This window comes from Labrys sp. KB_33_2 (assembly GCF_052114505.1).
Lineage (GTDB): Bacteria > Pseudomonadota > Alphaproteobacteria > Rhizobiales > Labraceae > Labrys.
The window spans coordinates 17,245-31,317 of sequence record NZ_JBFREW010000023.1 but is presented as its reverse complement, the minus strand read 5'-3'; the positions used below and the strand labels follow the sequence as shown (position 1 = coordinate 31,317).

16 protein-coding genes are annotated in these 14,073 nt (G+C 59.7%); 6 read left to right on the top strand and 10 right to left on the bottom strand.

Translation table 11 applies throughout. The features are described 5' to 3' along the window. Positions 1-3 precede the first annotated feature (3 nt). Entirely contained in the window at positions 4-627 is a 624-nt protein-coding gene (locus AB4037_RS30495) for a LysE family translocator (RefSeq protein WP_434961093.1), read from the bottom strand. 110 nt (positions 628-737) lie between these two features. On the opposite strand from AB4037_RS30495, the gene AB4037_RS30490 reads away from it, so the two are divergent. Both AB4037_RS30490 and AB4037_RS30485 read left to right on the top strand, forming a co-directional pair. After that, positions 738-1,775, top strand: coding sequence for a GlxA family transcriptional regulator (locus AB4037_RS30490; protein ID WP_441774060.1), 1,038 nt, complete (start codon positions 738-740; stop codon positions 1,773-1,775). Between the two features lie 328 nt (positions 1,776-2,103). Beyond that, complete coding sequence (locus AB4037_RS30485) at positions 2,104-5,091, top strand: NAD(P)-dependent oxidoreductase (RefSeq protein ID WP_441774059.1); 2,988 nt, start codon at positions 2,104-2,106, stop codon at positions 5,089-5,091. 147 nt (positions 5,092-5,238) lie between these two features. Here the strand turns inward: AB4037_RS30485 and treZ are convergent, their stop codons facing one another. Beyond that, positions 5,239-7,044, bottom strand: coding sequence for a malto-oligosyltrehalose trehalohydrolase (treZ, locus tag AB4037_RS30480; RefSeq protein ID WP_441774058.1), 1,806 nt, complete (start codon positions 7,042-7,044; stop codon positions 5,239-5,241). Further along, on the bottom strand, positions 7,041-9,752 hold the full coding sequence (gene treY, locus AB4037_RS30475; RefSeq protein WP_441774057.1) for a malto-oligosyltrehalose synthase: 2,712 nt from the start codon (positions 9,750-9,752) through the stop codon (positions 7,041-7,043). Before treY ends, treZ begins: the two co-directional genes overlap by 4 nt. Positions 9,753-9,971: 219 nt before the next feature. On the opposite strand from treY, the gene AB4037_RS30470 reads away from it, so the two are divergent. Beyond that, positions 9,972-10,193: a hypothetical protein gene (locus AB4037_RS30470; protein ID WP_441774056.1), complete on the top strand. Its 222-nt coding sequence runs from the start codon at positions 9,972-9,974 to the stop codon at positions 10,191-10,193. 76 nt (positions 10,194-10,269) lie between these two features. Next, positions 10,270-10,557: a hypothetical protein gene (locus AB4037_RS30465; protein ID WP_441774055.1), complete on the top strand. Its 288-nt coding sequence runs from the start codon at positions 10,270-10,272 to the stop codon at positions 10,555-10,557. Positions 10,558-11,058: 501 nt separating this feature from the next. Here the strand turns inward: AB4037_RS30465 and AB4037_RS30460 are convergent. The 7 genes from AB4037_RS30460 to AB4037_RS30430 all read right to left on the bottom strand — a co-directional run bounded on the left by AB4037_RS30460 (position 11,059) and on the right by AB4037_RS30430 (position 13,329). Further along, a complete protein-coding gene (locus tag AB4037_RS30460) occupies positions 11,059-11,208 on the bottom strand; it encodes a hypothetical protein (RefSeq protein WP_441774054.1) in 150 nt (49 codons plus the stop codon). 216 nt (positions 11,209-11,424) lie between these two features. After that, positions 11,425-11,670, bottom strand: a complete 246-nt coding sequence (locus AB4037_RS30455; protein ID WP_434961085.1) for a DUF982 domain-containing protein — start codon at positions 11,668-11,670, stop codon at positions 11,425-11,427. A 60-nt stretch (positions 11,671-11,730) separates the two neighbouring features. After that, positions 11,731-11,919, bottom strand: a complete 189-nt coding sequence (locus tag AB4037_RS30450; protein ID WP_434961084.1) for a hypothetical protein — start codon at positions 11,917-11,919, stop codon at positions 11,731-11,733. Positions 11,920-12,194: 275 nt separating this feature from the next. Further along, positions 12,195-12,440 carry a DUF982 domain-containing protein gene (locus AB4037_RS30445; RefSeq protein WP_434961083.1) on the bottom strand — a complete coding sequence of 82 codons (246 nt, stop codon included), beginning with the start codon at positions 12,438-12,440 and terminating at the stop codon, positions 12,195-12,197. A gap of 75 nt (positions 12,441-12,515) precedes the next feature. Beyond that, complete coding sequence (locus tag AB4037_RS30440; protein WP_434961082.1) at positions 12,516-12,761, bottom strand: DUF982 domain-containing protein; 246 nt, start codon at positions 12,759-12,761, stop codon at positions 12,516-12,518. A 60-nt stretch (positions 12,762-12,821) separates the two neighbouring features. Further along, positions 12,822-13,049: a DUF982 domain-containing protein gene (locus tag AB4037_RS30435; protein ID WP_434961081.1), complete on the bottom strand. Its 228-nt coding sequence runs from the start codon at positions 13,047-13,049 to the stop codon at positions 12,822-12,824. A gap of 130 nt (positions 13,050-13,179) precedes the next feature. Next, entirely contained in the window at positions 13,180-13,329 is a 150-nt protein-coding gene (locus AB4037_RS30430; RefSeq protein WP_441774053.1) for a hypothetical protein, read from the bottom strand. 292 nt (positions 13,330-13,621) lie between these two features. Between AB4037_RS30430 and AB4037_RS30425 the strand changes: the two genes are divergently transcribed. Both AB4037_RS30425 and AB4037_RS30420 read left to right on the top strand, forming a co-directional pair. Further along, positions 13,622-13,786, top strand: coding sequence for a hypothetical protein (locus AB4037_RS30425; RefSeq protein WP_441774052.1), 165 nt, complete (start codon positions 13,622-13,624; stop codon positions 13,784-13,786). 53 nt (positions 13,787-13,839) lie between these two features. Continuing rightward, positions 13,840-14,070 (top strand): DUF4167 domain-containing protein, encoded by a 231-nt coding sequence (locus AB4037_RS30420; protein ID WP_441774051.1) that lies wholly within the window; start codon positions 13,840-13,842, stop codon positions 14,068-14,070. Positions 14,071-14,073 lie beyond the last annotated feature (3 nt).

The following is a 14,073-nucleotide window of genomic DNA, read 5'->3' as shown; positions in this document are numbered from 1 at the left end:
CAGTTAGGTGTGGAGCACGGGCAGGAACATCCATATCGCTACGCCGATCAAGCAGACCGAGAAGAAGATGTTGACACCTCGACCCGACGTTCCTCCGCTAAACAGGCGTGCGATGGCGGCTCCAGCCAGAGTCCACACGGCAAAGGCAATCAGATTGTTGACAGTAAATATTGTGGCTATGCTAAAAACGTGACCTACTTTGTCGTCATAATTTCCCATGAATTGAGTAAATATGAGGCCTATTATTAAGTAAGCCTTTGGATTTAGAAGAAGTATTACGGCTCCATCCAGAAAGCTTGCGCGCCCCTCCGTCGTCGCGTCCAGTTCGCTTTGAGGGGTGGCGAAAGCTGCCTGAGCAAACTTGATGCCCAGCCACAACACATAGAGTGCTCCGGCTATATTCAGGATTTTTGCCACATGGGGCTCCGACAGGAGGGTCAGCCCCACCCCGAGCCCGATCAGCAACGTCACGATGAATGTGGCGACGTGATAGCCCACAAGGGCCGGCACTGCTGCCCGAAAGCCGCCGGTGGCTCCGAGCGTTGCGAAGAAGGTGTTGCCCGGTCCTGGGCTGTAGGCGAGTGGAAACAGAAAAATGACGAACGCGACCAGTGCCTCTCCGTTCATGGCAAATACCCTCCGGATGACGGTCATAGACGATTTAGATACCTAAGGGGTGATATCCACTATTTCTGGGGGAGCGTCCATTTACATCATCGGGACAAGATAGAGATTAGGTGTGCTCTCGCAGATTTGTGGAGGACAAATTGACCTCATTTTCTGCCACGACCACATCAAATTCTCCGAGAGAAGTCGTAATCCTGATCACAGAGAACGCGATTACACTTGATGCCGCTGGCCCGATACAGGCTTTTCACGAAGTTGGTTTGAGGTACAAGGATAGGGCATATCAAATTACTGTCGCTTCACCATATGGTGGAGTAATTCCGCTCGATAGCGGTATAAAGTTGGATTCAAATTGTATATTTGATTTAAGTGCGGAAAAAATAGATACACTTTTGGTTATTAGTTCATATAAATTTTTGAATTACACGGGTGAAGCTGCGCTGATAGGATGGTTGAAAGAAACAAAGACGAGGATTAGACGTATCGGATCCTTGTCTATGGGTACATTTCTATTGGCTGAGGCCGGCCTTTTAGATGGTGCCGACGTCGTGATGCACTGGCGATGGCATGCGTCGATGACAAAGCGTTTCTCTTCCATGACGGTATTATCGAACTGTCTATATGCGCGGCGCGGCAATGTCTGGACCTCCGCCGGCATGACGTCGGGGATCGACATGGCTCTGGCAATGATCGAGGAGGATCATGGCAGGGCTCTTGCCCTGGACGTGGCCCGAACCCTGCTGGTCTTCATGCACCGGCCGGGAGGCCAGGCGCAAATCAGCATTCCGCTGGCCGCACAGAGCCGAGACATCGGCAGCCGCTTCGGCGCCCTTCATGAATGGGTCATGACAAATCTATCGCGCCGGCTTGATATCGAGGTGCTCGCCGACTGGATGGGCATGAGTCCGAGGACATTTGCCCGTCAATATAAGGAGGCCGTTGGAGACACCCCCGCCAAGACGATCCGCCGCATGCGCATCGAGGTGGCAAGGAGCCTGTTGGAAAAGACGAGCAACAGCATCTCCTCCATTGCCGTTCAATGTGGGTTCTCGGACGTGGAGAACATGCGGCGGGCTTTCCTGAAGGACGTTCAGGTCGGGCCGGCCGAATACAGGGAGCAGCTCGTAGTCCCAACGCGGGCGGACTGACTGTGTGGCGTCAACACCAATGAGACAAAAAACCGGAATGGAAAGCTACCTGCCGAGGCGGTGATCAAGGATATCCGCCGGGCCGTGCGCAAGCCCTATGGGGGAGGGGAGAAGGTTCGCATCGGGCTTCGGGCTGGAGGGCTTGAATGCCTCCCGGTCTGCCTCACTGTCATCATGGCGATCCGGTCGGATTGGCCTGGCCGCCAGATGCACGCGGAAATGCGCAACAAGGCGAATGTTGAGTCGGCCTCGCGATATTTGCGGCAGCAAGCGCCGGCTATTATCGGGCAACAAGAGCCTCTTTCACCCAAATAGGAGACGCCGACCGATGGCGAATGCCCAGACGTTGAAGGCACAGCGCGACAAGACTCTCGAACTGACGCGTTCCGGGCCGCCGGCGCGTACTTCCAATCCCTTCTTCGGCGTCGGGCCGATCACTGACGGCACGCTGGACGAGGTCGATGCGCGCCTCCTGCGCTTCGAATTCGACAACTGGCTCGAGAGGAACTATCGCAAGCTCGATGACCACGGCGCGGATCTGGGTCCCTTCACCACCGCCGAAGTCGGACGGAGCATGCATCGGGGCTATCCCGCCGACAAATTCCTCACTGACATGATGCGGGAGATTCATCGTTATTTCGAGTTTCCCAAGGCCAACAAGATGGCTGTCGGGCTCGGCGGCGGCCATAGTGGTTTCACGGTCTGTGCCCTTCATCTGGTAACCGCCAACGATCCCAGCCAGCATGTCTATGTCGACACGCTCCGACCGGAATCGGAAGCCGCCAAAGGAGGCGGCTTTTTCCGGCAGTCCTGGGGGGCGCAGCTCATCGAGATGCACCGCCATGCCCGCAATGGCGATGAAAGCCGCATTTATTTCGCCGAGCAGGAAGGCGCCATTCCCAGTGCCGATGCCCTGGAGAAGATGGGCGCCAAGCTCTTCATCGGCGTCGGTCATGAGACCACGGGCGCCACGACCTATACTGCCCAGGACATCGCCAACCTGATCGAATGGCTCAACCGCAATCCGGCCGAACACCATGCCGTGCTCGACGCCACCTCCATGCTCGGGGCCATGCCCTGGGGCGAGGAAGCGGTGAAGAACGTCATCGATAAATGCTGCATGTTCATGCCGTTCCAGAAGGCGATCGGCGGTATTTCCGGCTATTTTGTCGTCTCGTTCACGCCGCAGGCGCTGGACCTCGTCGAGAAGAACCAGAAGTCGCCATCCTGGGCGATCCCGCGCCAACTCAAGATCGTGGCGCCTGTCGATCCCAAGCGCCCGCTCACCGGCGAGCGGACCGTCAATGTCGGGCCGATCTACGATCCGGCGCAGGACAAGATGCTGGGCGGCGTAATCAACACCTATTCCACCCTTGCCTTCGCCGAGACCACCTTCGGCCTGCTGCGTTCAGAAAAGCGCCTCGGGTCGGTGCAGGATCTCTATAAGCGCTCGGTGCGCAACCGCGCCGCCGTGAATGATTGGGTGGCCAAACACCCCCTGTTCGAACTCGGCGTCGCCGAGCCCGAGCGGCGCGGCGCGGCGGTGACGCTGCTGCGCATCAAGGATGCCGACATCACCGACCCCGCCATCCACGCCCGCATCATCGCGCGCTCCAAGCAGGTTCTGGCCTATGAAGGCATCACCCATCCCAATGGTGAGCATGAGCGCGGCCTCGACGTCGCCCGCTATGTCAACGCCTTCCCGGGCACGCCTGGCGATTACCGTGCCTGGATCGGCGGCATCAGGCCGCCGGAGGACATCGACGCCCTGCTCGACAATCTCGAATACGCCTATCTGCGCGCCAAGATCTTGGTGCTGGAGGAGGAACTCGCCAAGCTCGGCGAGACCTTCCCGGTGAGCGCCGGCGCCGGCGCCGGCGGCGAGCGCGTGCGTCGCGACGATTCAAATCGCGCCTACAAGGTATTGGTGGCCGATCTCGTCGGCATGCGCTTCAACGGTAAGGGGGAACCCGATCACCAGGAAGTCCGCCGCCACATCGAAGCCAAGGGCGGTGTCTTTCATCTCGGACCGATCCTAGACGAGGGGGCGCTGGAGAAAGGACGCATCCACTTCTTCTACCAGCCCGACCTCAGCACCGAGGCGGAGATCCTGCCGCAGACCGACAAGGGCCAGTATGACGCCGTGATTGCCGCGGCGACGTTCCTGCCCAAGGGTTCAGTCTTCCCGCTTGGCGGCGTGCGCATCGGCGCCGGCACCGGCAATATGGGATCGGCCTCCTGGGGTGGCGGCAGCGGCATCGGCGGCGAAGCGCCCCTGATGAACACGCCGAGCTTCAACAGCCGTGCGACGGCCCAGATGGCTTTCAAGGCGCTGCTCAAGGTTGCGCCCGACCTGAAGGTCGACGAATTGCACCGGCGCGTCGTTGCCGGCGAATTCGATACCGGCAAGCATCTGCGCGACTTCCCGACCGAAAAACTCGAAGGCCGCCGTGTTGCGGTCATCGGCTATGGCAATATCGGCCGCGAGCTCGCCAAGCTCGCCAGCGCCTTCGGCATGCGGGTCGCCATCCACGCCCGTGCGCGCCACAAGGAGTGGATCGAGTCGGAAGGCTTCGAATACGCTCCGACCGCCGAGGCGGCGGCCGAGGGGGCCCATGTTCTCACCGTGCATACGGGCCTCGGCCCGCTCGATGCCGAGAGCGGGCGCTTCGCCAACCAGTCGCTGGTCGGCTTTGATATTCTCGATCGCCTTGCCGACGGCGCTGTGCTCATCAACTACGACCGCGGTGAGGTCATTGATGCCGAGGCCCTCGACGCGGCGCTGGAAAAGGGCAAGGTTTCCTATGCCTGTATCGACGCCGATCTTTTCCGCGACGCGGTTGATGGTACGCTGTCCGGCCCGATGGTGCCCTATCGCAAGCTGGAAAGGCGCCACCCCGGCAAGCTTGAGCTCCTGCCGCATGCTGCCGCCGACACCGACCATCCTTCGCGGGTCGAGGGCGCCAGGCAGGCGATCGATCAGATCTTCGACGTCATTCATTATGGCGTCGTCACCAATCTGAAAGGTGATCTGCCACCGGGCTACAGCAATGCCGGTGCTCGGACAGTGCCTGGCATTGGCGCGGTGAGTGCGGGCGACATTGCGCGAGCTGTCGGCGATGAGGAGGTGCTTGCCCAGACCAGGGCAGCCTCCGAGGCGCTTGCCGCTATCTGGGGAGCTCTTTGTGCGACGACAGACCCGCAACGGCGTGCGGCGCTGATCGAACGCTACGGCGCATCGCTCGTGCAGCACACCAACCGCTATGCCGCACTTGTGGATAGGCTGGGGCTCAAAGGCCCTTATGCGGGCACATGATGGAAGGGTGAGCCCAGCCTCAGCTCAGCCTTACGCAGTACAAAGAGAAAAGGAGCAGGAATTTCTGCTCCTTCACCCACTAATCGCTGGTGTCGAGCGCAGTCGGTTGTCTTGGAGGCGCCCAGCCTTCCCACAGTACAATCACGTTCAGGCAGGTTCATTCGGCGTTTCAATCGTCCAAATCGTGGTCCAGGCGCCGAGAGTTGCGCCTTTCCAGTGACCCTCGATCCAGATGGGTTGCCCTTTGATGGCCTCCTGCATCCGTTTGGGCATGTCGCCGAGATTAAGAACGACGCGGAGCATCGTTTCGTTCGTGCTCTGCCAAAGAACATCGACGATCCCATTCTCCCCGACGCGGTAGCGTCCGGCCTGCGGGAGGGTCGGTATGAGTGGCACGATCCTCGCGGCGCGAACCGACAAGATCCGCCGGTACCAGCCAAGCATGTCGGCATGCGGGGTAACCTTGCGTTCCGGCCAAAGCAATTTGGCGGAACGGAAGGTCTGCTCGCTGACCGGATCGGGAATCGTTTCGCGCACCTGCGGGTCGGCGTATTCGGGAAATCGCGAGAATTCGTCGCGCCGTCCCTTGCGCACGGCGTCGGCCAGTTCGCCCTCGACATCGCAGAAGAAGGTAAACGGCGTGGACGCGGCCCACTCCTCGCCCTGGAACAGCATGGGGATCTGCGGTGCCAGGAGATAGGCTGCCGCAGCAGCCTTGACGGCCCCGAGCGGATGATGGTGATGGATGCGACCGCCAAAGGCGCGATTGCCGATCTGATCGTGATTCTGCAGGAAAGAGACGAAAGCGTCCGGCGGCAAATGGGCCGATGGCTGCCCACGGCTGCTGCCGCGATAGGCCATCGTCTCGCCCTGGAAGGCAAAGCCCTGCGCCAATGCGCGGCCCAGCAGTTCGGGCCGGCGGGCATAGTCCGCATAATAGCCTGCATCCTCGCCGGTCACGGCCACATGCAAGCCGTGATGGACATCATCGTTCCACTGCGCGGTGAAAGCGGGTGTTCCGCCTCTTGGCCGATCGAGCCATTCGGCGCTGTTCTCTTCGTTTTCCAACACGAGATGAACAGGCCGATTGCCTATGGCGGAGCCGACCGCGGCACGAATTTCGGCAAGGAGGTGGAATGCCCCAGCATCGCGTATTTCGTGCACGGCATCGAAACGCAATCCGTCCAGGTGGAACTCCTCCAGCCAATAGAGCACGTTCTCGATGGTGAAGGCCCGGATCTCTGTAGATCCTTCGTCATCATAATTGATGGCCGGCCCCCACGGCGTCCGGTGGCGCTCGGTAAAGATGGGAGCATAGAGCGGCAGATAGTTACCCTCGGCGCCGTAGTGATTGTAGACGACGTCGAGCAGCACAGAGAGGCCGAGGCCATGGGCCTCATCGATGAAGGCCTTCAGTTGCTCCGGCCGGCCATAGGCCGCATCCGGCGCGAAGGGAAGGACGCCGTCATAGCCCCAGTTGCGTCGCCCCGGGAAATCGGCCACCGGCATGAGCTGGATGGCGGTCACCCCCAGTTCCTTGAGATAGCCCAACCGTTTGGCGGCGCTGGAAAAAGTGCCTTCCGGCGTGAAGGTGCCGATATGAAGTTCATAAAGCACCGTTTCATGCCAGGCACGTCCCCGCCAACCCGAATTGCGCCAGCGATAGGCCGCGGGGTCGATCAGTTCGCTCGGGCCATGAATGTCCTCGGGTTGGAAGCGGCTCGCCGGATCCGGCACCATCACGCCGTCCTCCAGCACAAAGCGATATCGGGCACCAAAGTCGGCGGCCACCGACAGGCTATGCCAGCCGCCGTGGCTTTGCATCGAATAGGCTCTCTGCTCCAATTGCAGGCCGACCCGGCGTTGCTTTGGTGCCCAGAGGCGAAACAACACCCTGCCGTTGCGCAGGACAGGGCCGAAGCGTGGTTCGTAGCGGTTCGACGGCATGGTCATGGCTGCGATTGCCGAACTGCCGGTGGCGTCTGCGCTACCAGTACGGCGGCGGGCAACTCTGCCAGGAGCATCGCAAGGTCGATGCCTTCCTTTCCAGGTGTGATCTGGCGTCCGGAGAGTATTTCGCCATAGACGGGGTAATGATGGGCGAGGGGTAGAAAGCCATCGATGGGACCGCGGCATGGGAACCGGGCTGCCACGACGACGAAGGCACAATCGCCATGCTGCCGCGAGAAGGCAATGAAGCGATCGTTTGCCATCGCGATGGGCCGATAGTCACCTTGTGTGAACAAGGCTTCATGTCGGCGGCGCAGGTCAAGCAGGTTGGCGGTGGTCGCCAATTTGGCACTGCCGTCGAGAAGATCGTCCCGTGCGATCGGCCCGATGTCCTTCAGGCGCCTGGTGAGCCAGTCCCAGTCGACGGGACGGCGATTATCAGGATCGACCATGCTGAGATCGAAGGCTTCGGCACCCTGGTAGATATCGGGCACGCCGGGCACGGTGAACTTCAATACGGTTTGCACGAAACTATTGGAGGCACCGAGCTCGATGACGCGCTTTTCGAAGGCGATGAAGTCGGCAAGAAAATCCTGGTTTGCGAAAGCGGCGGCAATGTAGTCGTGCAGGGCCTTTTCATAGGCTTCGTCAGGTGCGGCCCAATTCGTGTGAACCTTGGCCTCGCGCACCGATTTCAGCATGGCAGCTTGGATGCGCTCCTGGAAACGTTCGAGCTGGCTCATGTCTTCAGGGAGCAGGCCTGTAGGCCAGGCGCCGCCGAGCAATTGGAAGAACAGGAAGATGTCGTTGCCATCAGGCTCGGCCTCGCCGCCGCCGAGCATGGCACGCCAACGGGTACTGGCTTCGGCGAAATCCGAGGCAATTTCACTGAGAACGGCAAGGCGAGCCCGGCAGTCCTCGCCGCGCTTGGTATCATGCGTCGAAGTCGCGAGCATGGCGCCCGGGCGGCGAGCGAGATTGGCGGCATGGAAGGCGTTGACGCTGGCGCCGAGATGATCGGGATGGCCCCCGACTTCGTTGGCGGCAATGAACCGGTTATAGCGATAGAAGGCGGTGTCCTCGACACCCTTGGCCATGATCGGCCCGGTATATTGCTGGAACCGCATGGCAAAACGCATCACGTCCTGCCGGCTGAAACCGCTTCCGGGCCTTGCAACCGCCTGGGTGCTGAGCAGCGAGAACAGGAAGTCGAATACCGAGCGGTCTATGCCAGCCCCGGAGCGCCGTGCATGGGTGAAGGCACTTTCGAGTTCCTGCAGGTCGGCAGGGCTGGCGCCGTCCATGTCGACATAGGTCCGATAGACCCGAAACCCGGCGACGATTTCTCTGAGCGCACGCTGCAGGACATTGCGGGTGAAATCGGCGGTGCGTGGATTGGAGCGAGCGATGCGGGCTGCCTCGCGCGCAAGCCCGCCGAGTTCGCCGGCCATCTCGTCTTCCATGATGGCCAGCTTGCACTCGCGGCTGATGGCTTTGAAGCTGCGCCTCTCACCGCCGAAGCGGTGATAGAGTTCGTCGAGCCGCGCCTGGCCGTTCGGGTCGACCAATAGATTGGTGAGAAGGTTGGCGAATTCGTAGCCGGTGGTGCCGTCGGCATGCCAATCTTCGCGCAGTTCCTCGCCCGCTCCGAGGATCTTCTCGACCACCAGATAGATTGGCCGCGGCGCTTTTTCGCGCAGGCGCCGGCAGTAGGTCTTGGGATCCAGCAACCCGTCGATGTGGTCGATGCGCAGCCCATCGAGCACGCCCTTGGCGATCAACTCGAAGACCAGACGATGGGTGTGGTCGAACAATTCCTCATGCTCGATGCGCAGTCCGGCAAGATCGCTGATATTGAAGAAGCGGCGATAATTGATGTCGTCGGCCGCCACCCGGAAATAGGCCACGCGCCAATGCTGGTCGGCAATCAGTCGGTCGAGTGGCCGCCAGCTCTCCAGCTCTCCGGCGATGCCGGCGAAATGCCGCAGACGCTCGGCCACGGCCTCCGCCACTTTGGAATCTCCCGCAACCAGGCCGGCAAGATCGGCCTTGAGTTGCGCGGCCCTGCGCAGTTCATGCGGATGGAACCCTTCGAGATGGGAGAAGGCATCGCTCAGTTTATCGAGCTCGGCATGATCGCTCCCAAGGATGCGGCCATAATGTCCCGGATGGATGGGAAGCTTGTGGGCGCCATGAGCCCAAACGGCGATCTCCCCGGCGGCGGCATCCAAGCGTAGCTCCAGCCCGCCACCGGCAAGCACTGCGCCGTACTGGTCGCCGAGGACGGGGATCAGCACCTTGCCCTTGAGATGCGAAGGCTCCGGCTGCCAGTCGATGTCGAACCAGCCGGCGTAGGCCGAGCCCTGCCCCCATTCGAGCACATCGAGCCAGTACGGATTGTCGGCGCCGTTCACACCCATATGGTTCGGGACGAAATCGAGGATGAGACCCAGCCCTTGGGCGCGTAGCACCTGCGTCATGTGGTCGAAATCTTCTTTCGAACCGAGTTCGGGATTGAGGGTGGAATGGTCGACGATATCATAGCCATGGCTGCTGCCCGGCCTCGCTTTCAAGAAAGGGGAGGCATAGACGTGGCTCACTCCCAATTGGGCGAGATAGGGGGCTATTGCTTCGACCGCCGCGAAATTGAAGCGGGAATTCAACTGTAAACGGTAGGTCGCCCGCGGTGGCGGACAATCAGTTTTTGACATGGAACATTCCCGATCGAGTCGTTTTGTCGAACCAGCGACGACGCCGAAAGTTTCGCGCGGCTTAGGATCGCCCATGCCGGCGGTGAGGTGAAGCCCTGTCTCACCCCACGCGAAATCAAGAAGCCGTCATCGAGCAATGGTGCCGCGACGAACTGGCTATGGTCACTGCCGGATCTTTCGAGCCGTTCGTGGGTTGGAGGATTGGAGGGAGTAGGGGCGATGACCTCAATGTTCGATTACGATCCCGAAGAGACCGTCAGTTTCGAAGGCCATGATATCAGCTTGAAGGAGGCCGTGATGCGGTATCGGCAGGCCAAGGCCCATCCAGACCCGCTCACGGATTTTTCGGCAATTCGGGATCCCGGCAAAATACCTCAGATCTTCGAAGCCGAACACTTCGACGCGCTAGCCGCGCGTGCTGAATTTGAGAGTGGAGACTGAGCGCGACGCAGCGGTAGCCATGCAGGCTCGTCACATCGCTTGAAGATTGTTCATGGCGCCCGGAAGGATCGCACCCATGGTCTCCGAAATTCCCGACCCCCTTACGGTGGGAAGTCTCGTCACGTTCTCTGCCGCCCCCGGCCATAGCCAACCGGATTTTTATGAAGGCGCTCCGATCACCCTTGTGCCGGGGGTAGGAGAACCGCTGATCGGCCGTGTTCTCGCTCATACTTCCGACGACGTGGTGGTTGCCATCGCCAACACTCAGTTGGTGCTGACACCCGTTGCGGCGACTTTGGATGAGAATGAAGGTCTCGATTACAAAGGGGCATGGGCCGTTCGATCGATAATGCCCCTGGCCTGAGACTTGCGGCTCCTGCAGCAATCATGCTGCAAGATGAAAGCCGGTTCGGCCCTTGAGCTCGGAGCCAAAGACGGACTTGATCGATTGAGCGAGAGGATCGCTCGTTGAAATAGTCCCTGGCAATTTTCTCGCCTGCATTCGGAACACGATTTCAGGTGCTTGGGTGAAATCGGGTCGAGACGGAACCTATCTGCGGGTTTTGCTGTTCTCTCCCCGCGACAGTACCACGGCGTGCTTCGCGCTTCAGCAATGGGATGTTGCTGACGAGGCGGCCCGGCCAGCGTTCCCTGCCAGAGAAAGCTATGCCGGGCCGCCGCACGAATTGCGGAACAAAGGACCTGGAAACATGTTTGGTGGGCGCGAAACGATCCACCCGAAAGCATTCGGCGTTTCGTTCGGCTGATGGTGAGATCGGTCGAGGCGGCCCGGCCAATGTTGATCACAGCGACCTCGGCGGCCGGGCCGCTCAGGACACCGTCCTAGGTTTTTATCCAGGCGACGTCACTCTTTGGCGAGGAATGTATCGGGCCTTGCATTGCCGGTCATCCTCAATGTGCCGGGCGGTTCCGCAAAAGCCGCCTGCAGCCTTCTGAAAATGGCGTTGAGCACGACAGATTGTCTCCAGCGCACCAAGCTGCCGTCAAAGGACATGCATCCGGTCAACTCCACCCTTCCTCCTCTTGGCAGACCGTGGGTGAGGCTCCAGGAAAGGTCTATCATCGGCCTGTGCAGGGTAGTCGACCTTCGGTGGCACGAGCGGTGTTTCGTCCGGTGGCGTCTTCTCGACGCCGGACCCCTTCTTCCGGGCCCCGCGGAATGGGCCGTCGAATGGTTTTCGGCGCTTCGAAGCGGGCATCCCAATCTCCTTCACGGCATCACGCGCATGTCGGCTTCCTTGCAGGCCGCGACGAAAGCCGTTCTGGCATTATCGGGTTCGTCCATGCCTGCCATGACATCGAGGCAAACGCGCCGAGCGTCGATGAGCCGCGGTCCCCTTATTGTGGGCCAGTCGTTCAGCAGAAAATGCGATGCCTCTTCGGTCGAGACGAGAATGCGGTATTGGCCGGCATCGATCTCAAATTGGACCGGTCGACTCCAAGGCAGGGTGTCCATAATATTCCTCTCGCCCATCGGCCCGGAAACAGGCTGATGGTTACGATATATTGCATGAAGTTACAGCATGCCGGCTTGCCGCCGACGCTCCACATCAGCTGTGTTGAGCTTTTCGAGAAGATCTCCAGCCTCGTCTACCTCGAAACCTATCACTTCGAAGTCGTCGATTACTGCCGCCAAGCCCGTGAAGATATCGAACACGGTCCACTTGCCGTCGTCTTCCTTACGAAGATTATAGCGTCGTACCATAGGCGGCACCCTAGCACGAAAGTAGGTCGTGTCCGAACTTATTTGGCTGGCGCTGGCAAAAGCGCCTTCAGGTCACACCTGTTTTGGATCAACCAGAGGGGGCATCTCGGGCGGGTTCGGGACGTCCGGCGCGATCGGTGTATTCCCTGGTGGCGGTGGCACAATCGGTATCTCGTTCGGGGGCGGCGGATTTGGCTCCGGCATGGGCGGCGGGCTCTCCGTCGGGGATGGGGTGGCTGGCTTCGGCTCCTTCGGATCAGGCATTGTGCTCTCCTTCAGTGCATGACTTGCATGCCGGATTCGTCACAGGCTTCGATAAATGCCTTCCGGGCGAGATCGGCCGGGATTGATCCGGCCAGGGCATCGAGACAGGCTCGCCTGGCAAGGAGATGCTTGTCTCCGGCTTCGGTCGGCCAATGGTTCTGCAGGAAGTCGGAAGCTTCTTCGCTCGACGCAATGATCCGAAACTGTCCGACAGTGGTCTCGAACCTCACAGGGCTACTCCAGATACCGATGTTCATGGCGCACCTCCTTGAACCAAACATCGGCGGGGCGATCTGGTTCCTGCAGGTGCGGACTCGGTTTCTGTTCGCTCGTCATCCGGCGACATGCATTTCAAGTTCAATACAGGCCTCAATGAACACGGCTCGGGCAACATCGACGGATTCTGCTCCTTCAAGAGCATCCAGGAAGCCCTGACGTCCCGCCGCCGGTTTCCCGTCGGAGTCGATGGGCCAGTGTTTCAGCAGGAAGATGACGGCTTCGTCTGTCGAGCCGACAATGCGGTAGTCTCCGATATAGGTCTGGAGTTCGACCGGGCGCTGCCAAGCGCGGTTGTACATTTCAATCCTCCGCCTACCTGAACTGCAGCGGGGGCATTTCGTTCCGACGGGCGGGCTTCGTCATGTGAGGATCACCCCAGCTTCCTCCGCGGCGAGCAGGAAGGCCGCCCTGGCGTCTTCGGGATCGCGCTTGCCCTCGATCGCTTCAAGGCAGACGCGCTTGGCGAAGTCATAGCGCTCGCCACTGTCAGCGGGCCAATTGTTGAGCAGGTAGTCCGCGGCCGCATCGGCATCGCCGATGGTAATGCCGTCGATATCGATCGGTCGGGTGAACATTGTCGGTGCCATCTGTTACCTCCTTGGGAGAAACACCAGGAGGGGATGATGGTTCCGGCGAGGGGCGAATGAGCAAACTCACCGATGTCTCGGAAGCCGTCACCCCGTAAACGATGGATGGGCGTTGCCAAATCGCCCGATTTCACCCCAAGCGTCTCTGGTTTGGCACCCGTTCGGCAGCGACGGCAACCAGATGATGTCTGCCATTCTCTTTAAGGTAGGTCTTCGCTTCTGTGAGGCATTTATAAGCCACGATGTTGGAGGAGATATAAAAATCCAGATTCTGGCTCATGGGATCATTGTGTTTGAGTACTTTGGATACTAAATAATAGACCTCTATCGTGATGTGGTTTATTACTTTTACGTCATGGTGAGCGGGCCTTTAAAAAAAGCCACATTTTCCCTCTATAGATACAACGTTGGTTAAGGTCAGCTTGGATCCGGTGTCGTTTGAGACGCCGAAGTTTTCAAACATCACGACGGGTTTGACTGCGGCCTTTGCCGTATGCCGTTTCGTGTGACCTGCACCCAGCAATTTTTACACAAGTGACGCACGACGACGTGTTGCTGCGTCAGAGGAACTCATGAAAAACACTGTCAACCAGCCCTCCAAAGTGGGGGAGCAATCCCGCGTCGTCACGACCACGGTTCCGGTAACGCGTTCGGCACACGGCTCGATCTGGCAACCCGAACCATGCGGCCTCAGCCGTGAGGAACTGCGCAAGATCATTGCCGACCAACTCGGCTGATCCCACTCGCCAGAACAATATGAAAGAGCCATCGATGATGGCTCGGCACACAGATGAAAACAAGTAAACAGCAAATAAATCATAAATCCTTAGCTGAACCGCGACGCTCAGAACCGAAGACGGCCGGCAAAAGCTCGAACAAGCTCCAAACAGCGCATGGCCGCTATGAGCGTTATCTGACACTGGCTCAGGCCGAGGCTATGGCCGGCGATGCTATCGCCGCCGAAAACTACTACCAGCATGCAGAGCACTATCTTAGACTGATGCACGAGCTCGCGCAGTAGTAT